The organism is Rhodococcus sp. A14 (assembly GCF_011603105.1).
GTDB lineage: Bacteria > Actinomycetota > Actinomycetes > Mycobacteriales > Mycobacteriaceae > Rhodococcus_F > Rhodococcus_F opacus.
This window is the reverse complement of the sequence record NZ_JAAOQS010000003.1, coordinates 59,580-82,900: the sequence shown is the minus strand read 5'-3', so window position 1 is coordinate 82,900 and position 23,321 is coordinate 59,580. Positions and strand designations below refer to the sequence as shown.

At 63.7% G+C, this 23,321-nt stretch carries 21 protein-coding genes; 11 read left to right on the top strand and 10 right to left on the bottom strand.

All coding sequences use genetic code 11. The features are described from left to right. Window positions 1-44: 44 nt before the first annotated feature. On the top strand, window positions 45-965 hold the full coding sequence (locus G9373_RS02710; protein ID WP_005260640.1) for a PaaX family transcriptional regulator C-terminal domain-containing protein: 921 nt from the start codon (window positions 45-47) through the stop codon (window positions 963-965). A 51-nt stretch (window positions 966-1,016) separates the two neighbouring features. Here the strand turns inward: G9373_RS02710 and G9373_RS02705 are convergent, their stop codons facing one another. From G9373_RS02705 to G9373_RS02695, 3 genes are all read right to left on the bottom strand, one after another. Next, complete coding sequence (locus tag G9373_RS02705; RefSeq protein WP_005260639.1) at window positions 1,017-1,928, bottom strand: IclR family transcriptional regulator; 912 nt, start codon at window positions 1,926-1,928, stop codon at window positions 1,017-1,019. A 117-nt stretch (window positions 1,929-2,045) separates the two neighbouring features. Continuing rightward, window positions 2,046-2,798: an SDR family oxidoreductase gene (locus tag G9373_RS02700; RefSeq protein WP_167113773.1), complete on the bottom strand. Its 753-nt coding sequence runs from the start codon at window positions 2,796-2,798 to the stop codon at window positions 2,046-2,048. Window positions 2,799-2,813: 15 nt separating this feature from the next. Then, complete coding sequence (locus tag G9373_RS02695) at window positions 2,814-4,217, bottom strand: aldehyde dehydrogenase family protein (protein ID WP_240960317.1); 1,404 nt, start codon at window positions 4,215-4,217, stop codon at window positions 2,814-2,816. A gap of 737 nt (window positions 4,218-4,954) precedes the next feature. On the opposite strand from G9373_RS02695, the gene G9373_RS02690 reads away from it, so the two are divergent. Together G9373_RS02690 and G9373_RS02685 are read left to right on the top strand one after the other, a co-directional pair. After that, complete coding sequence (locus tag G9373_RS02690) at window positions 4,955-5,746, top strand: N-acyl homoserine lactonase family protein (protein ID WP_240482929.1); 792 nt, start codon at window positions 4,955-4,957, stop codon at window positions 5,744-5,746. A 173-nt stretch (window positions 5,747-5,919) separates the two neighbouring features. Beyond that, window positions 5,920-6,132 carry a hypothetical protein gene (locus tag G9373_RS02685; protein ID WP_005566777.1) on the top strand — a complete coding sequence of 71 codons (213 nt, stop codon included), beginning with the start codon at window positions 5,920-5,922 and terminating at the stop codon, window positions 6,130-6,132. A gap of 103 nt (window positions 6,133-6,235) precedes the next feature. Here the strand turns inward: G9373_RS02685 and G9373_RS02680 are convergent, their stop codons facing one another. After that, the gene (locus tag G9373_RS02680) at window positions 6,236-7,396 is read right to left on the bottom strand and encodes an acyl-CoA dehydrogenase family protein (protein ID WP_167113771.1); all 1,161 of its coding nucleotides are present in this window, start codon (window positions 7,394-7,396) and stop codon (window positions 6,236-6,238) included. 311 nt (window positions 7,397-7,707) lie between these two features. Here G9373_RS02680 and G9373_RS02675 point away from each other — a divergent pair, with 311 nt between their 5' ends. From G9373_RS02675 to G9373_RS02660, 4 genes are all read left to right on the top strand, one after another. After that, a complete protein-coding gene (locus tag G9373_RS02675; RefSeq protein WP_005260633.1) occupies window positions 7,708-9,147 on the top strand; it encodes an MFS transporter in 1,440 nt (479 codons plus the stop codon). 276 nt (window positions 9,148-9,423) lie between these two features. Next, the gene (locus tag G9373_RS02670; protein WP_005260632.1) at window positions 9,424-12,981 is read left to right on the top strand and encodes an indolepyruvate ferredoxin oxidoreductase family protein; all 3,558 of its coding nucleotides are present in this window, start codon (window positions 9,424-9,426) and stop codon (window positions 12,979-12,981) included. Further along, the gene (locus G9373_RS02665; protein WP_005260631.1) at window positions 12,981-14,012 is read left to right on the top strand and encodes an isocitrate/isopropylmalate family dehydrogenase; all 1,032 of its coding nucleotides are present in this window, start codon (window positions 12,981-12,983) and stop codon (window positions 14,010-14,012) included. Before G9373_RS02670 ends, G9373_RS02665 begins: the two co-directional genes overlap by 1 nt. Further along, complete coding sequence (locus G9373_RS02660) at window positions 14,009-14,740, top strand: SDR family oxidoreductase (protein ID WP_005260630.1); 732 nt, start codon at window positions 14,009-14,011, stop codon at window positions 14,738-14,740. Before G9373_RS02665 ends, G9373_RS02660 begins: the two co-directional genes overlap by 4 nt. A 187-nt stretch (window positions 14,741-14,927) precedes the next feature. Here the strand turns inward: G9373_RS02660 and G9373_RS02655 are convergent, their stop codons facing one another. Both G9373_RS02655 and G9373_RS02650 read right to left on the bottom strand, forming a co-directional pair. Further along, complete coding sequence (locus tag G9373_RS02655) at window positions 14,928-15,647, bottom strand: strictosidine synthase family protein (protein WP_240960316.1); 720 nt, start codon at window positions 15,645-15,647, stop codon at window positions 14,928-14,930. Window positions 15,648-16,111: 464 nt separating this feature from the next. After that, window positions 16,112-17,593 (bottom strand): MFS transporter, encoded by a 1,482-nt coding sequence (locus G9373_RS02650; RefSeq protein WP_240960315.1) that lies wholly within the window; start codon window positions 17,591-17,593, stop codon window positions 16,112-16,114. 134 nt (window positions 17,594-17,727) lie between these two features. Here G9373_RS02650 and G9373_RS02645 point away from each other — a divergent pair, with 134 nt between their 5' ends. Next, on the top strand, window positions 17,728-17,952 hold the full coding sequence (locus G9373_RS02645) for a hypothetical protein (protein WP_147437010.1): 225 nt from the start codon (window positions 17,728-17,730) through the stop codon (window positions 17,950-17,952). An 817-nt stretch (window positions 17,953-18,769) separates the two neighbouring features. Here the strand turns inward: G9373_RS02645 and G9373_RS02640 are convergent. Further along, complete coding sequence (locus G9373_RS02640; RefSeq protein WP_162276224.1) at window positions 18,770-19,411, bottom strand: TetR/AcrR family transcriptional regulator; 642 nt, start codon at window positions 19,409-19,411, stop codon at window positions 18,770-18,772. 389 nt (window positions 19,412-19,800) lie between these two features. Between G9373_RS02640 and G9373_RS02635 the strand changes: the two genes are divergently transcribed. The 3 genes from G9373_RS02635 to G9373_RS02625 all read left to right on the top strand — a co-directional run bounded on the left by G9373_RS02635 (window position 19,801) and on the right by G9373_RS02625 (window position 21,053). After that, complete coding sequence (locus tag G9373_RS02635) at window positions 19,801-20,043, top strand: DUF3263 domain-containing protein (protein ID WP_005260626.1); 243 nt, start codon at window positions 19,801-19,803, stop codon at window positions 20,041-20,043. Window positions 20,044-20,172: 129 nt separating this feature from the next. Continuing rightward, window positions 20,173-20,622, top strand: coding sequence for a MaoC family dehydratase N-terminal domain-containing protein (locus tag G9373_RS02630; RefSeq protein WP_005260625.1), 450 nt, complete (start codon window positions 20,173-20,175; stop codon window positions 20,620-20,622). After that, window positions 20,619-21,053 (top strand): MaoC/PaaZ C-terminal domain-containing protein, encoded by a 435-nt coding sequence (locus tag G9373_RS02625; RefSeq protein WP_054247769.1) that lies wholly within the window; start codon window positions 20,619-20,621, stop codon window positions 21,051-21,053. The genes G9373_RS02630 and G9373_RS02625 overlap by 4 nt, the downstream gene beginning before the upstream one ends. A gap of 420 nt (window positions 21,054-21,473) precedes the next feature. Here the strand turns inward: G9373_RS02625 and G9373_RS02620 are convergent, their stop codons facing one another. The 3 genes from G9373_RS02620 to G9373_RS48080 all read right to left on the bottom strand — a co-directional run bounded on the left by G9373_RS02620 (window position 21,474) and on the right by G9373_RS48080 (window position 23,297). Continuing rightward, entirely contained in the window at window positions 21,474-22,433 is a 960-nt protein-coding gene (locus tag G9373_RS02620; protein WP_317612494.1) for a LysR family transcriptional regulator, read from the bottom strand. Between the two features lie 48 nt (window positions 22,434-22,481). Next, window positions 22,482-22,883: an amidohydrolase family protein gene (locus G9373_RS45825; protein ID WP_240960314.1), complete on the bottom strand. Its 402-nt coding sequence runs from the start codon at window positions 22,881-22,883 to the stop codon at window positions 22,482-22,484. Between the two features lie 261 nt (window positions 22,884-23,144). Beyond that, on the bottom strand, window positions 23,145-23,297 hold the full coding sequence (locus G9373_RS48080) for a hypothetical protein (protein ID WP_005260621.1): 153 nt from the start codon (window positions 23,295-23,297) through the stop codon (window positions 23,145-23,147). Window positions 23,298-23,321 lie beyond the last annotated feature (24 nt).

Here is a 23,321-nt window from a genome sequence, read left to right as displayed (position 1 = left end):
ACAAATGGAGGACGAGCGTCAATATTTCACTTAGCATTGTGCGTATGGCACTGTACGAGTGGAACCCGAAGTGCGGGGACCTCTCACGGGTGCGAAAGGGAGAGCTGATGCAGGCGTACGTGGAGGCTGACTCGGTCGACCCGCCGCGGGCCGAGGTCAGCGAGCGGCGGACACCGCAGGAACTGTTGCTCAGTTTTTTCGGGGCTCTGGTGCTCGATCATGACCGGGCACTGGTCAATGCGCGTGTCTTCATCGACGTCCTCGGCTACCTCGATGTCAGCGAGCCTGCCGTTCGGGCAACACTGAACCGCATGGTGCGGACGGGGCTACTCGACCGGTCGCAGACCGGTCGGATCGCAGCCTTCGGCATGAGTTCAGGCATGGAGGAACTACTCCGCCAGGGACGCGAAAGGGTGGTCTCCAGCCACCCGTTCACTCCTGCAGACGACAACTGGACTCTGCTGAGCTACTCCGTGCCGGAGACGCATCGCGACCTGCGCCGGCACCTGCGATCGCAACTGATGTGGGCAGGTTTCGGGCGCCTGCGGGACGGGTTGTGGATCGCCCCGGGTGTAGTCGATGTCGCAGACATCCTCGCCCGCACCGAGGCACCCGATGCTCGCGCATTCGCGTTCGCGGGCACACCGCTCGCGGGTATCGCGCCGAACGAGTTCGTACACACTGCCTGGGATTTGGTGCACATCGAGCAGCAGCACCGGCGATTCGTCGAGTGCTGGCGAAACCCGGCGAACGATCCGCCGAATCCCGTGGCCGCTTTTACCGCCCTCGGTGCGGACTGGGTTCGCCTTCTTCGCAGCGACCCGGGACTGCCTGCCCGGTATCTGCCCGATCCCTGGCCCGCGGAGCAGTCGGCGGCGGTGCACGACGACGCCGTGAAGCGTCTCGCGGGACCCGCGGAGGACATGCTCGATCACATGATCCTGTCCTATTCCCGGCGCCGGTAGGACGGCCCGTCCGCGGCGCCGGTAGGCCAGATCGTCGGGATGGCATGCCAGTCACACCATCCCGACGACATCACGCGAACCGGGTGCATTCCTTCCGGTGAGGTGCCGACCTTCGGATGACGCCAACGCACGCGTGATTCCCAGGGCCGCGGCTCGCACGGCGATGGCGAGCGGGCCGGGATGAGCGCCGTCTGACCGCACGACGAGGGACACCGCTGCTCGCGCGGTACCGTCGAGGGAGAGAATCGGCGCGGCAACCGAGAGCGTGTCTGAGGTGATCTGACGGTCGCTGACGGCGTACCCCTTCGCACGCACCGTGCCAAGGCATGTGCGCAGTGTGAGCGGGTCGGCGATGGTCCACTCGGTGTACTGCTGGAGCGGTGAGGCGCAGACACGGTCGCGCACATCGGGCGGCGCAAAGGCAAGTAGTGCAAGTCCGACACCCGTGGCATGAATGTCGAATCGTCCACCCACGCGGGTGTGGACCGGGACCGCGCGCCGCCCGGTGATGCGTTCGACGAACACCACCTCGGTGTCCTCACGCACGGCGAGCTGAACGTTTTCATGCGTGAGCTCGTACAAGTCTTCCAGATACGGCAGTGCGGCCTCGCGCAGCGCGAGGCCCCGCGGGGCCAAAGACCCGACCTCCCACAGCCGTAGGCCTATGCGAATCCGACCTTGGGGCGTCCGTTCGAGTGCGCCCCACGCAAGAAGCTCCGCCACTCGCCGATGTGCGGTCGGAACAGACAGCTGCGCCCTGCGGGCAAGTTCGGTCAAGTTCAGTTCGGGTGTGTCGACACTGAAGGCGGCGAGGATCGCCAGAACTTTGTTCGTGACCGACCGTCCTGCAAGGGAAGACGGCCTTCCGCCCAGTGGATAAGCTTCCTCGGCCTCGGCCGCGGCTGCGATGTGCCCGCAGTCGGGACCCGCCGAGCGCAGGGCGGCCAGAGTCGATTCGTCCATCGCGGGTCTCGGAACTCCATCAGATGTCGTTGACGGCTCCCGGCGGACGGGTACGGCGTTCCAGTACTCGTCCGCCGGGAAGGGAGGCTGATCGGTCAGATACGGCCACAGCTACAGTTATTGGATGCTTCGTCCGCCGTCGACATCCAGGGCGACGCCGGTGATGAAGCTTGCGGCCGGCGACGCCAAGAACAGAATTGCGTCGGCGATGTCCTGAGTGGCAGCGGTTCTGCCCATCGGAATCTCGCTGAGCATCGCCACCTTGACATTGTCCGGAATCTTGTCCAATCCCTGTGCGCCCTTGACAAAATTCGTCTCCGCGACCGCGGGATTGACCGCGTTCACACGTACATCGGGGGCCACTTCCGCGGCGAGCCCCCGGGTGAGTGTGATGACCGCGGACTTACTGGCGTTGTACACCGTCATTCCGCCACGCGGACGGATTGCACCGATGGATGCCACGTTGACGACCGAGGCACCGGGCCGCTCCCGCATCACCGGAATGCCGAATTTGCAGGCGAGGAAAACCGAACGGACATTGACGGCCCACATGCGGTCGGCATCTGCTGGATCGAGGTCGAGCATCGGCATCGACCGGTGCGGGACACCGGCGTTGTTGACCAAGACGTCCAGTCCGCCGAACTCCTTTACCGCGGTATGGATCATGTCCCGAACCGAATCGACGTTCGAGACGTCCGTTTCCACTGCAACCGCCTCGCCGAGCGAATCGGCGGTGGCCTTCGCACCGTCGGCGTCGATGTCGGCAACCACCACCTGGGCCCCGGCATCGGAAAAACTGCGAGCGATGTTCTTGCCGAAACCACTGGCTGCGCCGGTGACGATGACGACCTTGTCCTTGTAGAGCGACATGGGATCTCCTTTTCTCTACCGCGAGTACGTGACGATGACGCTTTTGAGCTGGGCGTATTCGTGAAGCGCCTGAAGGCCCTTTTCACGGCCGTATCCGCTGTTCTTGTAGCCGCCGAACGGGGTTTCGATCAGGGAACTGCGCCAGGCGTTGATGTAGACCTGGCCGGCTTCGAGCTGTTCGGCGACTCGGTGAGCACGAGAGATGTCTCGGGTCCAGATCCCCGCGGACAGCCCGTAGTCGGAGTCGTTCGCCAGGGCTACCGCCTCGTCCTGATTGTCGAAGGGGATGACGGCGAGAACCGGTCCGAAGACCTCCTCGCGGGCGATGCGCATGTCGTTGGTGACACCGGTGTAGATCGTCGGCTCGATGAAATTTCCCGATCCCGGGGTGCCGCCGACGACCGCACGGGCGCCTTCCGAGGCTGCCACCTCCAGGTAGTGCGCAACCTTGTCGCGCTGCGCGGAGGTGGTCAGGGGGCCGAGTTTGTTGCTCATCGACGGCGTCTTCGCGGCGAGGGCATCGACCACACGATCGTGCACGGTGCGTTCGACCAGCAACCGCGTGCCTGCTGAGCAGACTTGGCCGGTGTTGTAGGCGAAGGCCATGAGGCTACCGTCGACCGCTTTGTCGATGTCCGCGTCGGCGAAGACGAGGTTCGCGCCTTTGCCGCCGAGCTCGAGGCTGACGGGGATGATCCGTTCGGCAGCAATCCGGCCCACCTCACGACCGGCACGGACGGAACCGGTGAACGACACGCGCCGCACCTTTTCGTGGGAGACCAAGGACTGGCCCACAGCGCTGCCTGTCCCGGTGACGACGTTGAAAACGCCGTCGTCCAAGCCGATTTCGGTGGCTAACTGAGCAACGGTCAGCGTGCTCGTCGACGTGAACTCGGAGGGCTTGACCACCACCGTGTTGCCTACCGCCAGGGCGGGTACGGAGGAGCGAAGGCACTGATTGAGGGGTGAGTTCCAGGGGGTGATCACCCCGACGACGCCGAAAGGTTCACGCCGGGTGAATGCATGGGTCCCGGGACCGGCGTCGAGGACACTGCCTTGCTCGATGTTGACGAGCCCGCCGTAGAACTCGCAGTACTGGGCGGCGCCCTCGACCTCGAGTTCGGCCTGCCAGGCAGGTTTTCCTGTCTCCGCCGATTCGAGTTCGATGAAACGATCGGCGCGTTCCCGGATTGCGCGGCCGAGGGCCATGAGGAGTTGTCCGCGTTCCATCGGCCGCCGCTCGCGCCAAGCGTGCCCGGCGTCATGAGCCGCGGCCACCGCGCACGCAACGTCGCTTTCGGTCCCCGAAGCGATCCGGGCAACAAGTCGTCCGTCGACGGGGCTGGTGGAGTCGATGAATGCGCCGGAGGAAGGTGCGGTGGCCTTTCCCGAAATCCAGTGGTCGTAGTTGATCATCATGGTCTTTCTCTCGTGGCCCGTCTGGTGCCGAGCCGACTGACCCAGTCAATGGTCGGGAGCATCAAAAGCGTTGAAGTGCAGGTATATAGAGATGAAGCCAGAGCGAAATCTGCGACATCTCTCGGAGAGGTATCGCCGGTGACGCCACGGCCAACGCCGCGCCGTCCCGGGCCGCGCGCTCGAACGCCCTGGGGGCCTCGTCTCGCGCGGCCCGGAAGCTGCCCGAATGGGACGTGGATCACAAACTAACACCAAAACTAGACTTCTGTCTAGTAAGTGAATAGCAGTCCACTCCGGTCTCCCTATGGCGGGAGCCGGTCACGAAAAATCACGCGCCTACCAGCCGCGGGGAGCAGCTCGACGATGACCTGCATCACTAAGAAGCTACATCAAAGTGCGACGCGCGGCAATAATCTGCATCGGTTTGGTGCAGGCCGTAGAACCCTTACGGCCCGCGATGTTTTCCGAATATCGGAAGGAACTCGATCGCCCCTTCCCGCGACCCCGGTTGTCGTGGACACTTTCGAGCAACCTCCGCAGAGGACGATCTTGCGGCCGCGTTTCTGCTTCCGACCGGACAACTGCGGTCGAATTCCCTTGCTGCGCGGAGGGCCTGCGGTCAGCCCTAGTCGCAAGCAGGTCTTGGAGCAGCGTCGCCACAGTCAGATTCTGGACGACTCCGGCCGCGGCTCCGCGCGCGAGCAACTTCTCGCCCTGCACATCAGAAGGAGAAATCGATGCCAAAGAATGCAAGGAACACGGCAAAGCGCCTCTGGGCGCTGGACGCACCGACGATGGACATGGACGCCGGCGAGCTCGTCGTGGGGGCCGAAGGGAAGGTGACCATCCCACTGCCGGCGTTTCTCATCGAACACGACCAGGGACTGATCATGTTCGATACCAGCTTCGCTCCCATCCTCAACGAGGATCCGTACGCGTACTTCGGTGACCTGGTCGACGTGTACAACGTCCAGTCTCACCCCGGGCAGCGGATCGACAGGCAGATCGCATCCCTCGGTTTCCGCCCCGAGGACATCACCCACGTCATCCTTTCCCATACGCACTCCGACCATTCCGGCGGGCTCTATCTGTTCCCGCAGGCCAAGTTCTATATCGGCCCCGGGGAGTACGACTTCGCGGCGGATCCTCCGGCCGACAGTGCCCAGTTCTACCGCTTCGCCGACGACCTCGAACCGGTCAAGAACTTCGACTGGACGACCCTCTACGCACCGCAAACCGATCTTTTCGGCGACGGCGCGGTGACCATCATGCACACCCCGGGACACAGCCCTGGCGAGCTGTCGCTGATCGTCGAACTTCCCAGCCAGCGGCTGGTGCTCACCGGCGACACCGTTCATCTGCGGGAGGGACTGGACAAGTGTCAGCCGGATCCGTTCGACTGGGACCACGACCAGGCGCGCGCCAGCATCGAAAAACTCAGGAGACTCGAGGAGGGCGGCGCCCGGTTGTGGATCGCCCACGACATGGAGGACTGGAAACACTTCGGCGCTCTCGTCCCCCAGGAATAACCGTGATCCTCGTCGACTACAAATGCACCCCCTGCGGTGTCATGCGGGAATGTCTTGTCGCACAACCCGTCCCGGATACCAACGCCTGCCCGGACTGCGGCTCGAGTACGCGACGGATATATTCCAGTGCTGGTCTCGTCGGTACGTCGTCACCTGGCCGGTCCACGCATTGCGTGGACAATCCCTTCATTCCGGGTCTGTGTCACGTGGGGCCCTCGGCGCGAAGCGCGCTGATCGCGCGGGCCACCGGCGACGACAAGGCTTACGCCGCGGAGCGGCAGCGCCAGACCGCCGAGTACGAGAAGACCGGTCCGCCGAGCCTCGGGTCCGTGATTGCTCCCGGGCACGTCCATCACAGCACCCCACGTGCCGCGGGCGCAGACTGAAATGACGTGATGTCCCCGCTGTCGCGGCGGAGAGCGGGGACATCAACATCGACGATCCGGGGTAGTGCACCGGGTGGTGGGATGGAGGCCGCCCGGGCCCCGTTCACCGCCCTGCGGGCGCGATCAGTTCGCGGCCGATGATCTCTTTCATGATCTCGGTCGTGCCACCGTAGATGGTCTGAACTCGTGCGTCGACGAATGCCCGCGCGATGGGGTATTCGCGCATGTAACCGTACCCACCGTGCAGCTGGAGGCATCGAGAGATCACCCGTTGCTGAAGCTCGGTTGCCCACCATTTCGCCTTCGCGGCATCAACCGCAGACAGTCTGCCCTCGTTGAGGTCCAACACAGCGCGGTCGATGAAGGCGCGGGTGACGTCGAGTTCGGTCGACAGGTCGGCGAGAGTGAACTTGGTGCTCTGAAATTCGGCGATGGCGTGTCCGAAGGCGTGCCGATCCTTCACGTACTCGATCGTCCAGCCCAGAGCGGCTTCGGCGGCGGCGAGACCGTAGTAGGCGATCGACATCCGCTCCTTCGGCAGCCGCTCCATCAGGTGGCGGAATCCTGCCCCCTCCTCGCCGAGCAGATGGGTATTGGGGACGCGGACGTCATCGAAGAACAACTCGGAAACATCCTCGGCACGCTGGCCGAGCTTGTCCAACGCCCGGCCGTGGGTGAAGCCGTACATGCCTTTGTCGACCAAGAACAGGCTGAAGCCGCGTGCTCCGGCATCGGGGTCGGTACGTGCGACGACGATGACGAGGTCGGCGCGGCGCCCGCCGGTGATGAAGGTCTTTCTGCCATTGAGGATCCATCCATCCCCGTCGCGCCGTGCGGACGAGCGGATACCCCGCAGGTCACTTCCGGCACCGGGCTCGGTCATGGCGATCGCGGCACCGAACTCGCCGCTGCACAATTTCGGAAGCAGACGCCGTTTCTGTTCCTCGGTGCCAAGATCGACGAGGTAGGGACCGATCAGGTCGTCGAATCCGCCGAGCGCGACGTTGACCGCCGCCGCACCGACCTGTGCGAGTTCGTCCATCACCACACACCGGAACCGGTAGTCCGCCGACCCGGCGCCGCCGTAATCCTCGGGGACCGACAGGCCGATGAGGCCGTGTTCGGCCGCCGAGGACCACAGGTCCTTGTCGATCGAGCCGTCGGATTCCCACCGGTCGATATGGGGGGTGATCTCCCGCGCCACGAACTTCTGAACGGTCTCGCGGAACATTTCGTGCTCGTCGGAAAAGAGGCGAGTGTGCATGAGCACTCCTAGGTCGAGTAGCCACCCCGTCGGCGGTGGGTGCGGTTGGGAAGCAAGTCAATAGCGGCCGACCGTGACCAGAGGACGTGCCGGCCGCGACACTGCTCCTTCTACCGGACCGAGCCCCCGAGGGCACGGCGGCTTTCAACTGTTGAAAGCCGCGTTGACACCCGTCGGGCCGAAGGAGACAGTCGTCACACCGTGCCGGGAAGGTATGCGCGCGGTCACCCATGGTGGCCGATGGCCCCTCGCTGCGAGGGATCTTGCGCCCTCGGCGCGCTCACGTCTCCGATCCACAGAAAGGGCCGTTCATGGCCTCCACCGCAGATTCCGCGACCTCTCGTGTCGCCGAGCCGAGTCTGGCCGCACGTATGAGCCGATTGCCCAGCGCCACACCGACTCAACGACGCTGGCTGGTCCTCCTGGGTGCGTTGATGCTCTTCGACCAGGCGGACCTGAATGCGTTTGCGTATGCAGCACCCGCCGTCCGCGCACAATGGGATCTGTCGGTCGGCGACATCGGCATCCTCACCTCGGCGTCGTTCTTCGGCATGTTCGTCGGTTCCACCGCCGGTGGTTGGCTCGCGGACCGATACGGCCGTAAGTGGACCATCATCGGCGCCACCTTCTGGTACTCGGCATTCTCACTGGCCTGCGCCTTCGCTGTCGGAATGGTGGATCTGACCATTTATCGAGTGCTGACCGGCGCCGGCCTCCAGGCGATGGTGGCCGTATTGCTCGCCTACGTCGCGGAAATGTTTCCGCGACATCTACGAGGCCGCATCCAAGCGCTCACCCTCGCTGTCGGACTCGCGGGCATCCCGCTCATGGCTTGGTTCTCGCGATTCGTCATTCCCACGGGTCCATCCGCCTGGCGATGGATCTTCGTTCTCGGAGCCGGTGGTGTCGTGATCGGCATCGTCTCCATCTGGAAGTTGCCCGAGTCGGTGCGCTGGCAGGAAGCCAATGGTCGCGGAGCCAGCGCGGCACCGATCGTAGAAAAACTCGAGCGAGAAGCGCTCAGCCTGTTCGGAGCACTGCCCGAACCCGAAGAAGAAGGTCCCATCGTCAAGGCTCGGACGAGTGAACTGTTCGGCCGTGCCTACATCAGACGCACCCTGGTCGCAGCTGTGATGCTCACGTTCCTGGCGGTGGGCTTCTACGGCTTCAATTCCTGGCTTCCCACCCTCCTGGTCGATCACGGGCTGAGCGCGTCGCAGAGTCTGACGTACACCTCGATCCTGTCGCTCGCGGCTGTTCCCGGCGCCCTCTTCGCCTGGTTGTTCATCGACCGGTGGGAGCGGCGTCGCATGCTGTGGATCATCGAATCGATTGTCGCGGTATTGATGTTGGTCTTCGGATTCACCAACAGTGCCGTAGTGCTCGTCGCGAGCGGGCTGCTGATCACCCTGCTGTTGCAGACCGGGACGGCGTTCGTCTTCACCTACCTGCCCGAGATCTTCCCGACGCGCCTGCGAGGAACCGGAACAGGATTCGTCAACGGCATCGGTCGGATCGCCGGATTCGGGAGCGGGTTCCTCATTGCCGGGGTGTACGCGGGGCTCGGCTATGCGGCCGTCTTCATCGTGACGGCAGGAGCGATGGCACTGATGGGAATGACAGTGGGCGTCTTCGGTGAACGCACGACCAATCGAAGCCTCGAACAGATCGCGACCACAACGGATCCGACCGAGGATGTGCAGGCGAGGAAGGCCGCGGGGCGTACCGACGAAGCAGTCTCTCCCGCCTGACCCACCACACTGCAGCGAAATCTTGCCGACCGTACAAAATGTGTCTAACGTGTTGGGGGTCACTCCTCACCATCAGGTGCGGACGGGCTCTCAGTGTGGTGATCGCGTGACGCAACCGTCCGACAGCTCCGGCCGCTGTTCCGTCTGGGCGGACCCCTCACGCGATCACCACTCACAACAGGGCGAGAACAGTGCAGGGAACCTCCCGGCCGTGCCGGAGTATTCCGGCACCGAAACCCATTCTCGTCAGAAACGAATCAGGGGCGACCGAAACCGATGACCACCGACACCGAGTTGCAGACCCGCCAACTCTCACCTATCGAACTCCGATACAACGGATACGACGAGGCCGTACATCTGACCGGAATCCAGGCGATCGTGCGCGCTATCGCCGAGCGTCGGCGTACCGATATTCGTGCAGGCCTCCACACGGCCGGCTTCATCTCCGGATACCCGGGAAGCCCCCTCGGCGGGCTCGATGTCGAAATCGACCGTCAGCACGAACTCCTCGAGCCGTTGGCTGTTGTGCACCAGCACGGTGTCAACGAAGAGCTCGCCGCCACCGCGGTCTTCGGTTCTCAACTCGTCGAGGGTCGCCCCGAAGCTGAAGTCGACGGCGTCACGGGTTGGTGGTACGGCAAGGCTCCCGGTCTCGACCGGGCAGCGGACGCCCTGCGGCACGCCAACTACGCGGGAACCGGTGCACACAGCGGCGCAGTCGTCCTCGTCGGCGACGACCCGTCCTCGAAGTCCTCGACTCTGCCGTGTGCGTCCGAACACACCCTTCAGGATCTCGCTCTCCCGGTGCTTTTTCCCGGTTCGGTGGCCGATGTGCTCGAACTGGCCCACCACGCTGTCGAGCTGTCCCGAATGACCGGTGTGTGGGTGGCCTTGAAGATCGTCACCGATGTCGCGGACGGTTCGGAGACGGTGTTCGTGCCGAAGTTCGGTCCCCCCACCGCCCCGACCGGCTCGGAGACGATCACCTACACCCCGCGCGCGGACGGACACCTGCTGCCGCCCTACACCATCGATGCGGAGAAGACCCTCCACACCACACGGCTCGCCGCGGTCCGCGCCTATCTCCGTGTCAACGGCATCAACCGCGTCACCGTCCGCGGCGACAACGACTGGCTCGGCGTGGTCGCCGCGGGAAAGACCTATCACAATCTCCTTCAGGGACTCCGTGACTCGGGCCTACACGAAGACGAACTGCGTGAAGCCGGAATCCGTCTCCTCGAGCTCCGCGCGCCGTGGCCGCTCCACCCGGAGCAGATCCGCGAGTTCGCCGACGGCCTGGACCGCGTCCTCGTCGTCGAGGAAAAGAGAGCGTTCGTCGAACCCGAGATCAGCCGCGCGCTGTACCCCATGGCGAACCGGCCCCAGTTGCTCGGCAAGAACGATCTCGACGGTCTCCCGCTGGTCCCGGAGTACGGAGTGCTCGACGCCGCTCAACTGGCGCGTTACGTACTCGACCAAGCCCACGAACGCGGCGTCCTTGCGCGCGTTCAGGCGCACCGCCCGGGACTGCTCGGCAAAAACCTCAACCTCGCCGTGGTGCCGAGCCGCACGCCGTACTTCTGCTCCGGATGCCCCCACAACCGATCCACGCAGGTCCCCGAAGGGCAACTGGTCGGAGCCGGCATCGGATGCCATCTCATGGTCGCCGGAATGGACGAACGATTCGGCGAAATCACCGGCAACACCGTGATGGGCGGCGAAGGTGCCCAGTGGGTAGGTATGTCACCGTTCCTGCGTCCGGTGCCTTTCACCCAGAACGTCGGTGACGGAACCTTCTTCCACTCCGGGCAACTGGCCCTGCGGCAAGCGGTCGCCTCCGGCGCCACCGTGACGTACAAACTGCTCTTCAACGACGCCATCGCCATGACCGGCGGCGGTGCGCCAGCAGGGACCATGGCCGTTCCCGAACTCACCCGGCTCCTCGAACTCGAAGGGGTCAAGCGCACGATCGTCACCACCGAAGACCTCAGCCGCTACAAACGCGTCAAGCTGGCCAAGAATGCTTCGGTGTGGCACCGCGACAAACTCGAACGGGCACAACAAGAACTGGGCGAGATCGCCGGTGTCACGGTCCTGATCCACGACCAAGAGTGCACCGCCCAAAAGCGGCGCCGGCTCCGCCGCACCCGCTCCGCCAAACCCGAACCGGTGATCGTGATCAACGAGCGGGTCTGCGAGGGCTGTGGCGACTGCAGCGTCCAATCCAACTGCCTCTCCCTGCGCCCGGTCGATACACCCTTCGGGCAGAAGACTCAGATCCATCAATCGTCCTGCAACAAGGACCTCTCCTGCATCCGCGGGAACTGCCCGTCCTTCGTGACCGTCACACCCAAGCAGCACCCTGCCCGCCCGGCGGCCACCCGGGCGTCGACACCGCCCCCGACCACCGAGCCGTCGCGGCGAAGCATCGGACCCAAGGACACCTACGCCATCCGGATGACCGGCATCGGCGGCACGGGAGTTGTCACGGTCAACCAGGTGCTGGCTACGGCCGCGCTCCTGGACGGACTCAAAACCTCCGCCCTCGATCAGACCGGGACCGCACAGAAAGGCGGCCCGGTCATCTCCGACGTGATCATCGGCCACCAGGTGCCCGACGGCAACAAGGTCTCCCACAGCCGGTGTGACGCACTGCTCGCATTCGACGCCGTAGTCGCCCTCGCCCCCGCCACACTGGCCACCCTCGATGCCGATCACACCCGGGCAGTCATCAACACCGACGTCACCCCCACCGGGCAGATGGCGTCGTCGCCACACGCCGCCTTGGACGGGATTGCGGACTTCGAACAACAGGTCCGGCGCCTCCTACCGGCGGAGCGCGCCCATTACGTGGCCGCCTCGCAGATCAGCGAGTACCTCCTCCGCAATCATGTACTCACCAACGTGGTCCTGCTCGGTGCCGCCTACCAGCGTGGGTTGATTCCGATCTCCTCGGCGGCGATCAGAAATGCCTTCGAGCTCAACGGTTCCGCAGTGGCCGCGAACCTCACCGCATTCGAGTGGGGTCGTGCCACCGTCGAGCACCCCCAGATGGTCGCCGAGGCCGTCGCGGACCGTCGCAAGGAACAACAGGTCATCGACCGGCGCGCCGACAGGATCCGACGGAAGGTGACCGTGAGCGAACAGCTACCGCCGATCGTCGCCGATCTCGCGACCGACCTCGTCGAGTTTCACAGCGCCCGCGTCGCCGCATCCTTCGTCGGCTTCCTCGAACGAGTGCAGCAGGCCGAGTCGGCCCGCTTGCCCGGCAACCAGACCTTCACCACCACCGTCGCCCGCTACCTGCACAAGCTCACTGCATACAAGGACGAATACGAGGTCGCACGCCTGCACCTGACCGGCCTTGCCGCTGTCGTCGAGACCGCCGGCGGCACTCCCGCACGAGTGGCATGGAACCTGCATCCGCCGATCCTCAAGAGCGTCGGTGTCGACCACAAGATCCAATTCGGTGCGTGGTTCACACCGGGATTCCGCACCCTGTATGCGTTGCGCCGGCTTCGAGGCACCGCGCTCGACCCATTCGGCCGCGACAGGGTCCGAAAGACCGAACGCTCCCTGATCGACGAGTACCGCGCGATCGTCACCGAACTCGTGGACGTCCTCGACGAGAACACATTGGACACCTGCATTCGGGTGGCCTCGCTACCGGACATGGTGCGTGGATACGACGACGTCAAACTGGCCAACGTCGAGCGCTATCACGCCGAACTGGACCGCGAACTCGCCGCGCTGAGGAGCGCCCGCAGCAATAACAACGAGGACGTGGATCCGCTGCTGCTCACCGCGGCACGCGAGGAAGACGGAGGACACTGATGAGCAGGATCGCAGTATTCGAGGGAGACGACGCATCCCCTGAGGTCGTCCGGTCGGCGGTGCAGATCGTCGACAAGGCAGGAGCCGACATCGAATGGATCCACGCCACCGCCGACGACCCGGCCCTGATGCGCGATGCCATCGACAATTCAGACGCAACCCTGTTCGGCTCGGCCAGCGCACGATCGGTCCCGGCGATCGAATACCTGCGGTGGGGTAAGAAGACGTACGCCAACGTCCGACCGATCACTACGATGCCCAATGCGGCAACACCATTGGCGGACTCGAGCGGCATCGACTTCGCGATCGTCCGTGAGAACCTCGAAGACCTCTACGTCGGAATCGAGGGAAGCCTCGCCGATCTGTCCGGTGCCGGCCTGACCGATCGAATCGGCCGGCCGATCGGCGACCACGGCGCCGGCACCTTCGCCGTCAAACTCGTCACCACCTCGGGCATCGAGCAAGTTGCACGCAGCGCCTTCGAACTGGCCCGGACCCGTGCCCACCAGCGCAGCCGGACCGGACGCGTCACGATCGGAACCAAGCACAACGTGCTGCCGGTCACCGATGGCCACTTCAGGGAGGTCGCACTCGATGTCGCAACCGAGTACCCGGACGTCGAGGTCGTCAGCTACCTCGCCGACGACCTCGCTCGCCGGTTGATCATTTCGCCACGAGAACTCGACGTGGTGCTGCTACCGAACCTCTACGGGGACATCCTGTCCGACGAGGCAGCAGCGTTGGTCGGGGGACTGGGTGTGGCACCGAGTGGTTGTTACGGAACGGATTACGCTTACTTCGAAGCATCCCACGGCACTGCGCCGGACATCGCTGGTAAGAACATCATCAACCCCACCGCCCAGATACTCGCCGCGGCAATGATGCTCGACTACCTCGGGCAAGACGATCCCGCCCGACGTGTCCGTTCGGCCGTCCATTCGGTGTACGCCGAGGGATCATGCCTGACCGTGGATGTCGGTGGCCACGCAAGCACCACGGACTTCACGGACGCGGTCGTGGCGGCGTTGTGAGTTCCGCTGCAGCCCCGGTCGCACTGATCACCGGTGCGACCGGGGGGATCGGCTCGGCGGTGGCTCGCCGGCTGCACCGCGAGGGAATGCGTGTCGTGGTCAGTTCGAGCAGCTCGATCACCCAGGGCCAGCGGCTGGCCGACGAACTCGTTCCTGCCGCATACATTCGCGCCGACCTGACCGACCCGGTGCAGGCACGCCACTTGGTCGACGAGACGATCAAGCACTTCGGGCAACTGGACCTGCTCGTCAACAATGCGGCAGCATTCGCTCAGATACCTCACGAGGATCTCGAGGCTGTCACCCCGGAGGTGTGGCGCAGATTGTTCGACGTCAATGTCATCGGCGCCTGGTGCGCGATCCAGGCTGCGCAGCCGGCGTTGGCAGCGGCGAACGGACACATCGTCAACATCACTTCCATTGCCGCGCTGCGTCCCATGGGTGCGTCGATACCCTATGCGGTCAGCAAAGCAGCGCTCGGTCACATGACCGCACTCGTCGCGAAGGCACTCGGCCCCCAGGTGCGGGCGAACGCGGTCGCACCGGGGCTCGTCATCACCGAGCGAACCGCCGAGTGGGCCGCTGCCCGGAACGAGGTGGAAGAGCGAGCGCCTCTGCGTCGGGCAGGTATGCCCGACGACATCGCCGATGCGGTCGTGGCACTGCAGAACGCCCCGTACGTCACTGGCGAGACGATCGCTGTCGATGGTGGACTTCACCTGTTGTAACCGGTCTCCATGAGCCATCTGCCGCTGCTCGCCGAACCCGCAGACGCTTTCCGCGGGTCGGCGAGCGTCGTGCCGGGCACGAGACGACGCCGGCCCTTCCCACTACTACTCCGAACGGAATTTAATCTGTCGGTGCTCGACCTGTTCCGCGCCGGAGCAGGTCGAGCACCATCAGTATTGGCCCGGGCTAGGTTCCGCTTACGCGGGCGATCTTGTCGCCAGCGATCGATCCAACCCAGATCTCGTCAGCTACGGGTAGAGCGGTTGTCGCGAGACTGAATGGTGAGTCAGGTTCGTCGTGCAGCACAGTGCTGGCCATGGTGTCAGGATTGATTTCGACGACCGTGTACCCGGTGGGGCAGTCGGTCCCTTCACCACCGTTGCACGTCATGATGTCGTCGGCTGAGATGTCCTGCCCGGTCACCAGGACAGTACCGTTCGTCGTCCAACGGAGGTTGTCGGGCAGGAACGGCACAGTGGCCTCGGAGCGCTCACCGCTGCCGTCCAGGGGTAGCCGGACCACCTTCTTTTGTGTCCACGCTGCCGCGATGATTGACCGACCGTCCGGTGTAACGGCGATGCCGTTGGCCCCGCCGAGACCGGAATTGGGGACCGGAGCCCATCCGCTGTCGCGGTGCCAGGTCAGGACCTGCCCGGTGTCTTTGCCGGTGAACATCCGCTCGAACGGGTTTCCCGGTTCGGTCGGGTCATACATGCTGGTCAGCGCGAGTCCGCCCTCAGGCAACGCGGCGATCCCGTTCGCGTATACGTTGTGGGGCAGCGGAATACAGCCTGTCCAGATTAGTCCGACAATGTCTGTCGTGGCGTCGATCCGGAAGACTTCGACCGACTCACGCTTGTGATTGATGGCGTAGAGGACAGGGGGTTGACCTTCGTCGGCTCGCACGTTGATCCCGTGCGGCTCGGTAGCATCCGGGGGACCCGGGCAACCGGGATAGGTGGATGGATCCCACTCGATCTGCTGATTTGTGGTCGGCCATACCTCGGCGGGGAGACCGACGTCAGTGTTCACCGAGTACAGATGTCCCGCCGTGCCGAGCTTCGCTGATGCCATTCCGCTGACGAGCACCCAGGGCGTACCTGGCACGGACACCAAATCCTCGGGCCGTACGGCACCGGAAATATAGCTCTCCCGTGTCGATGCCGCCGTCGCGGTCTGCGATGCACCGCCTGACGGTCCGGGTTCGCTGGAGCCTGCGTCCGACTGCGAACTGCAACCCGCCAGGAGCAGCATCACGCAGGTTGAGGCGGTCGTGATGGATCGTTTGTGCATAAGGAGTGGATGGCCTTTCTTTCTGTGGCACTGAGGAACTGGGTATAGAGAGTGGGGGCTGCTCTCGCGTCGTACGGTCAATGGCCGTGGACAGTCGAACCTGTCAAGCTGACGTTCGTGGATAGGGTCAGACCTGCCAGTACCGCCACCAGGGCGACAGCGGCCGCAACGAGGAACCCGATACCGTAATTCTCCGCGGACGGCAGAGGAGCGGCGGGTGTGGTCCCCAGGCCGATGATGGCGGCATAGACGGCGGTTCCCACGGCTGACGATGCGAGTGCGACACTGACATAAATTGATGCGGTCCCTGCCCCAGATTCTGAGGGGGCCTGGGCGGCGATGACCGAAACGGCCACCGTTACCAATGTGGAAAAGGCGATGCCGTACAGGAAGATTCCGACCAGGGTTCCCGCAACAGAGCCGTGCCAGAAGTACAGCAGACCACAGGAAAGGCTGTACGACAGGCCGCCGATCAGAAGTACTGACCTCGGTGAGGTTCGTCCGAGAATCCGAGGTACGAAACGGCCGGCGATGATGCCGCTCACCGTCATCGGCACGAACAGCAGCCCAGCCAAGAGAGGCGTGAATCCGAAACCGTAGCCGAGTTGCGATGGCGTCTGGGCCCACCCCATCACGAAGTTCAAGATCATGATTCCGACGATGCCGAGGGCAATGAAGACAAGATACGCGGGTAGAACGCGGGAGCTGAAGATCAGTGCGGTGTCGACGAGTGGACGAGGGCTGCGTGACTCCCAGAACAGGCCGGCTGCCAGGCCAACGACTCCGAGTAGCGTGAAAGCGAGGGTGGGGGAGGACCACACACCCCAGGTTGTGCTTTGGCTGATACCTACGCAGATGCTGGTCAGCGACGCGCCGATGATGAGCAGGCCGACGGCGTTGAGGTTTCGTGGTTTCCCGACATTGCGGACCGCCGCGTCTGAGTCCGACCCCCAGCGGTACATCGCTGCCAGTCCGACCAAGGTCAGCAGGCCTCCGAGCCAGAAGGTCGTACGCCATGAGGCGCCCAGGGCGATCATTGCACCGCCCAGGCCGAATCCGATGGTGATTCCGACAGCCTGTCCGCCGGCAATAATGCCGACGGCGCGGTTGCGGTCAAATGGTGAGAGCCGGTCGTTCATGATTGCGATGAACAGTGCTTGTGTCGCGACGACTCCAGTCAGAGCCCGGCCGATCAAGAGAACCGGAAAGGAAGTCGCAACCGCTGACACCGCATAGCCTGCCACGATCACGGCGGTACAGACGAGGATGATGCGGCGGTGCCCGAAGAGGTCACCGGTCTTCGCGAGCAATGCAGTCGACACGGCACCCATCAGCAGGGTTGCCAGAAGTGCCCATGACACCTGTGCTGGCGTCAGACTGAGGTCGACGCTCATCGGTCCGTAGAGTGGAATAGCCATCATGGCGCCGACTTCACCGAGCAACTGGAGTGTGGAGAACGTCAGGGCCATATACAAACCCGCACGCTTCCAGTCGATGAATGTGTGCGGTAGCGCGGTAGGAGGTGCAGCGGTAGGCGCTGAATCTGGCAAGGGGTTCATTGCAGCATCCTTGAGGGAATTGGGTCTGCACAGCAGAGTTGATGAACAGCACGTGTGCGCAAATGGTGAACGAAAGATATACAGACGCGAGTCACGTGGTCGCGTCTGCGGAGGGCTCCCGGTCGACTTCTCAGGTGAGCGTCGCGGAGATGTCGGATCGATTCCGGGGAGCATCCGATGGGCGGTCGGAATGCTGCGTCGGGCTTGAAGCCCGCTCGGTTTCATCCAGATTCTCGTTCACCACCACGACAGACTGTGGTTCGGGTCGCGAACTGATCGAACAGTATCCGGTGCCGGTGCGCCACACAATAGCGGTCAACGCTTTTTCCGGCTTCTGGAACCTGGGCGCGAACTTCTAGTTGTGGTCAGTGCGCGTCACGGAGCAGGTTCTACACGTCGCGTTCTCGCCCGAACCGGTCTTTCCGGCTGGTGAGGGCCACACCCGATGCAGGCCGCGGACCCATCGTTTGTGTGCCGACGTCGCGATGCCCCTCGCACCCGGCGCTTCTTGAACGCGGACAACGACTTCCGAATATCAGAAGTTGGGTGTCGGCAGCAATATTCGGTCAGTCAGAGTAGGCCCGAATGTCTCGCCCAGGGCGCGGCTGCCGTGACACTGCTTCTCACCCAGACTAACGCTCGGCACGAATTCTGCGCTATGTTGCAGTGCGAGTCATGCAGGGATCTGGCGCTCATAACACGGCAGGGTTTCCAGCTCGGCGTCTGTGGAGACGCAGACGTCGTCTTCGTGGAGCGGGCCGCCGCAAATGCCGGCACCCCAGTTCACGGACGCGCCGGTGGGCGATTTCCCGTCACCGCGACCGCGCTACGGGGTTGGCTCTGCTTGCCTACGCCACGCCAGTCGAGAGATTCGGCTCTTGCCAGGTCTTTCGTGAAACCGTCAGAACCGACAGCGGTTTGAGAAGAAAATTGGCCGAGATTTGGCGCAGACAAGTCGCTATCAGCGATCGCCACGTCACTGTGGACACGTTGTCCGCCGCGCACATCTTCCAGCCCACAAACACCGCAACCGCCGCCATTTCGCTGGTCGTAACTCGCGAGGGCGAAGCAGATCGGTTTGCTCGTGCCGCTCCTGTGGTCCGCAGCGCACACCATCAGCGGAGCGTCAGGATCAACCAGCCTGATCCTCCTTCGAGGGCGACACCGACTATGCCCTCACCGAGTGCTGGGATTGCCGGCGCTTCCGAGAACCGACGACCATTGGTCGGTGAGCGACTCGAGGAGCAGTTTGGAATCGAGTGGCAAGCCACGGACAGAGGATAGGAACATTCCCCGTTCCATGGTGATCATTTGCATGAGGACGTTCTGCCGGGCGCGGCGGCGTGACGTGCCGGAGGGGAACTCCGACAGATAGCCGGTCATCGCATCGGCTGAACGTTCAAGGCAAAGAAACCACCGCTCCTGCACCTTTCGCTCGACAGCTGCAGCACGATCGAGGGCTTCGAAACGACCACTGTCCGCTCCCCATCGCGCAGTTTCCCGCACGACCCACTTGTGGATCTTCGACCGTGGAGCGTGGCGCAACTCATCTAGATCGCGGTAGGCCGCAACCACCGTCGGCTCGAGCCGGTCAAGAAGCTCCAGAACCAACTCGGCCTTGCCCTTGAAATGCAGGTAAAAGGTCGCCCTGCTGGCTCCGGCCAACTTCGCGATGTAATCCGCCGTCGCCAAGTCGTAACCCTGCTCGCGGAAAGCGGTCAGGGCCGCCTCGGTCAGACGCTCCCGAGTGAGATCCTTCTGGACCTCACGCAACGAGGACCGCACTGGATCCTTCCCGGTCGGGGTAGTGGCTGACATGTCATACCACTCTACGCATCTCGCTACCCTAACCGCGACCTCCCCGGTACCTGTTCGCACGAAGCGCATGACGAGCATGCGTCTATTCACTAGACAGCAGTCTAGTGACTGTGGCATTGTGGTTGTAGTCACAACACGCGGCGATGGGCGCGTCGCGCACGCTGAGGAGGCGAAATGAGGACGGGTTGACGTCGATTTGGTTGGAGCGCAGCCTGCAGCGGTGCCGGATTAGTACCGCTGCGTTGGGCGCGACGCAGGAGATGTCGGCAGAGTCTGCGACCCGTGCGATCGGGAAACAAGAGCATGAACCACAAATCCGGCGCTGATTTCGCCACCGCTGTGGGCGGACGTCGTGGAACCCGGAGAAGGGATAGTTGGTGGACCACAACATGGAACTACTTGAATTCGCCCGCCGGTGGAAGCATTGGGGCGGTGGTCCTGAAGGTGACATTTTTGTCACTTTCGGGCTCTCGGCGCAGGAGTACTTCCGCCGAGTTCATGGCCTCCTGGACACAATCGCTGCCCGATATCTGACACCGACCGAGACGCAGGATCTGAAAACCATCTGCTTGGCTCGACTTGGACGACATAGCGGGCCGCGCTACGTCGACAGTGGCACTTTGAATCGATGATTCCGACTGCACAGCGGTCGACTGAATGTCTCTTCCGTGAAATCAACGATCTCGAAATCAGCGGTGTCAGTTATGATTGCGTCAACTTGCTGGTCGTGTGCGCAAGGCACACCCGGTAGGCTTCGGCAGGTGTCAGCACTGAATCCGAATTTGTCCGGCCGGGTCTTCCCGGCCACCACGTACCTCGTCGGTCGAGAGAAGATCCGTGAATTCGCACGGGGAATCCGCGCGACGCATCCGCTTCACCATGACGTCGCAGCCGCACAGGCTGCGGGTTACGCCGATGTTGTGGCGCCCACGACGTTTACCACTGTGTTGCAGCAAACGGCGGTGACCCAGTTGGTCGAAACGCCCGACACGGGAGTCGACCCGATTCGAGTCGTGCATGGCTCGGAGAAGATCGAACAAAGGCGTCCGATAGTTGGCGGTGTGGATCTGGTGACGACCCTGACCATCGCCGACGTCATTGAACGGGGCGGCAACGCCATCCTGGCGACTCATTGCGAGATTCGTGACAGCTCGGACGAACTCGTGGCTACCGTAAAGTCGACGCTGCTGGTGCGAGGATGCGCCGCATGACGATCCCGGCTCCGACATTCGATTCGCTCGAACTGGGTGCGGTCATCGCCAAGGCAGACCTGGCGATCACCCGAGGTGACCTGGTCCGGTACGCCGGTGCATCTGGTGACATGAACCCGATCCACTTCAATGACGCCGCGGCGGAGGCCGCTGGGCTTCCCGGAGTGCTCGCGCACGGAATGTTCACCGCGGGATTGGCGCTGCAGCCTGTTGTCGACTGGGTCGGCGATCCCACCTGGATTGTCTCCTATGAGACGCGGTTCACTCGACCCGTCCTCGTCGACGGCTCGACGGGGGCGACGCTCACCATATCCGCGAAGGTCGCTCGACTCGACCCGGGAACAAGCACCGCGCGCATTGACCTCACCGTCTCATGTGGGGCGCAGAACGTGCTCGGCAAGTCACAAGCGCACGTCCGTTTCCCAGCCTGAGCTGGCGGCATTGACAGCCCACGTCTCAGTGGCCTACTCGATCCGCGAGCGAGCTCATAGTTGTCTGCGTGGCGTGGCGCACTTCGCCGCGGGAGAGCGGCATTAGTGAGCCTATCGATGTTGTGCCTTGAGGTCTGTGGAGACTCTCGGTGGCCCGGCTGTTCGGCAGGTTGTAATGAACGGGAGTAGGTCTGTGCCTACACGGAGGCGCAGGTCGCCGCCTACTGGGAGGTCGCCCTGTCGCAGAACGGGCCGTTTCGGGTGCAGGCGATGACGGCGACGCTGACGTTGACAGTGGGGGCGGGTGCCCGGGTCGGGAGGTTCGCTGCCCGAACGCTGAAGTGCCTGTAATGGGTGTGGAGCGAAGGGGCCGGCCCATTGCTGTCGATGTTGGCGGAAGCAGAGCCATCTCCTCGATGGTCACCTGGTGTTGCGTGGCGGGCCAATCCGGACCGGATGCGTCGGTACTGTGTCTTCGGCACGGATCTTGCGACAGACTTGTTGGATGGACTCGCGTAGCCAGATGCTGGCGAGGTCGGTGGTTTGCAGGGGATGCCAGTACATGGCCTCCACTACTGGCATTTCCAATTCTGGAACGAACTCGACGACGGTGACGGAGAGTCCCGTTGCCAGCCGCCCGGCGAGGAGGCGCGGTACCAACGCGACTAGGTCGGTGCCTTCGACGAGGAAGGGCAGTATTTGCCATCCGGATACTCGGGCGGCGATGACAGGCGTGACCCCGGCGTCGGCCAGGAATTGCATCGGTGGGGTTGTGACGCCGGGGCCGAACTCGCCGGCGGCGTGCGGCGCGGACGCGATGTCCTCGAGGGTCAGCTGATCTCGGTCGAGCAGTGGATTCGCGCTGTCCATGACGGCGACGAATTCGTCCCGGAACAGTTGGCGGTTGCTGCCGCCGAAGTCGTAGCCCATCGGCCCGATGATCACGTCCACGTGGCCGAATGCTTCCAACCCGGCGTCGAGTCCGACGATCGGCATGATCTCGACCGAGACCTGGGGCGCCTGCCGCGTGATCAGGGCACGCAGCGGTCGGACCACGACGGTGGTTGCGTAGTCGGATGCGGCGAGGACGAAGGTGCGGTCGGTGTCCGTGGGATCGAGTTCCGATCGCATCTGCATGGCGTCGTGCACTTTCGCCATCGCTTCCTCTACCGCCGGGGCGAGATTCTGCGCGAACGCGGTCAAGGTGTATTCCCTGCCGGCGCGCACCAATAATTCGTCGTCGAAATGACGGCGGAGTCGTGCCAACGCGGCGCTCATCGCCGACTGGCCCAGATGTGCCCGTTCGGCGGCCCGGGACACATTCCGCAGTTCGAGTAGCGCGTGCAGATTCGGAAGCAGGTTCATGTCGACTTCCTTCACCGACACTCCTCCATCCTCAACATCACGTGCCGCCCCGTTGCCCGAACCCTACGTGAACAGTTTCTTCGTGAACCCTATCGACAGTGAGGGGAGCATAGTGGCGGCGTTGTCGACGAGTATGGCCTGGACGACGTCATCCGGTAGGCCCGCCATGCGGACCGCCGCGACTGGATCATCAGTACCCATGTCGAATGGGTAGTCCGAACCGAGCAGCACCCGCTCAGCCCCGGCTACCCGGACCAGCTCAGCGAGCTGGGCACTGTCATGGGTGAGGGAGTCGAACCACAACCGCCGAAGGTAGGTCGACGGTGGATGCGTGCATCCGCGAGCCTCGGGACGCACTCGCCAGGCGTGGTCGGACCGCCCGATCGTCGTGGGGAGGTAGCCGCCGCCGTGTGCGGCGACGACGACGAGGTCGGGGTAGCGATCGAGGACCCCGCTGAAGATCAAGTGGGACAGTGCGACCGCGTTCTCGGCGGGTTGGGAGACCGTGTACCTGGGTGGCGTCCATCACGGCCAAACGGGTAGGCAGGTCGGTCAGCAGCGACCAGCGATCCTGGATCATGCGGCCCGATTCGATGGAGGACTCGCGACCGTTTCGCCGGGCATCGAGGTCTTTCGCTGCCGCGAGCCCGTCGGGGTCGATCTCGGCCACGTATGCCTCGATGCCGGGCAGCAAAACGTGGGCGTGGACGTCGACGACCGGGCCGTTCATGCCGGAACCTTCACCATGTGGGCGACGCGTTGGATGACTTCGGCGACATCGCCGCGGTGGCCGTCGATCATCCATTGCACCAATTGGGTGGAGGAGTCGACCACTGTCTTCGCTCGGTCGAATCGGCGGTGGCGGAAGCGGGTGAACACTGGTCGAGCGGTGTGTGGTCGTCT

What these genes read in the sequence shown, in the direction of transcription:
- G9373_RS02670 (WP_005260632.1), top strand. Translation starts at nt 9,424, where the DNA reads ATGACCACCGACACCGAGTTGCAGACCCGCCAACTCTCACCTATCGAA.
- G9373_RS02665 (WP_005260631.1), top strand. Translation starts at nt 12,981, where the DNA reads ATGAGCAGGATCGCAGTATTCGAGGGAGACGACGCATCCCCTGAGGTC.
- G9373_RS02640 (WP_162276224.1), bottom strand. Translation starts at nt 19,411, where the DNA reads ATGTCAGCCACTACCCCGACCGGGAAGGATCCAGTGCGGTCCTCGTTG.
- G9373_RS02625 (WP_054247769.1), top strand. Translation starts at nt 20,619, where the DNA reads ATGACGATCCCGGCTCCGACATTCGATTCGCTCGAACTGGGTGCGGTC.
- G9373_RS02635 (WP_005260626.1), top strand. Translation starts at nt 19,801, where the DNA reads ATGGAACTACTTGAATTCGCCCGCCGGTGGAAGCATTGGGGCGGTGGT.
- G9373_RS02680 (WP_167113771.1), bottom strand. Translation starts at nt 7,396, where the DNA reads ATGCACACTCGCCTCTTTTCCGACGAGCACGAAATGTTCCGCGAGACC.
- G9373_RS02690 (WP_240482929.1), top strand. Translation starts at nt 4,955, where the DNA reads ATGCCAAAGAATGCAAGGAACACGGCAAAGCGCCTCTGGGCGCTGGAC.
- G9373_RS02700 (WP_167113773.1), bottom strand. Translation starts at nt 2,798, where the DNA reads ATGTCGCTCTACAAGGACAAGGTCGTCATCGTCACCGGCGCAGCCAGT.
- G9373_RS02695 (WP_240960317.1), bottom strand. Translation starts at nt 4,217, where the DNA reads ATGATGATCAACTACGACCACTGGATTTCGGGAAAGGCCACCGCACCT.
- G9373_RS02650 (WP_240960315.1), bottom strand. Translation starts at nt 17,593, where the DNA reads ATGAACCCCTTGCCAGATTCAGCGCCTACCGCTGCACCTCCTACCGCG.
- G9373_RS02675 (WP_005260633.1), top strand. Translation starts at nt 7,708, where the DNA reads ATGGCCTCCACCGCAGATTCCGCGACCTCTCGTGTCGCCGAGCCGAGT.
- G9373_RS02705 (WP_005260639.1), bottom strand. Translation starts at nt 1,928, where the DNA reads ATGGACGAATCGACTCTGGCCGCCCTGCGCTCGGCGGGTCCCGACTGC.
- G9373_RS02710 (WP_005260640.1), top strand. Translation starts at nt 45, where the DNA reads ATGGCACTGTACGAGTGGAACCCGAAGTGCGGGGACCTCTCACGGGTG.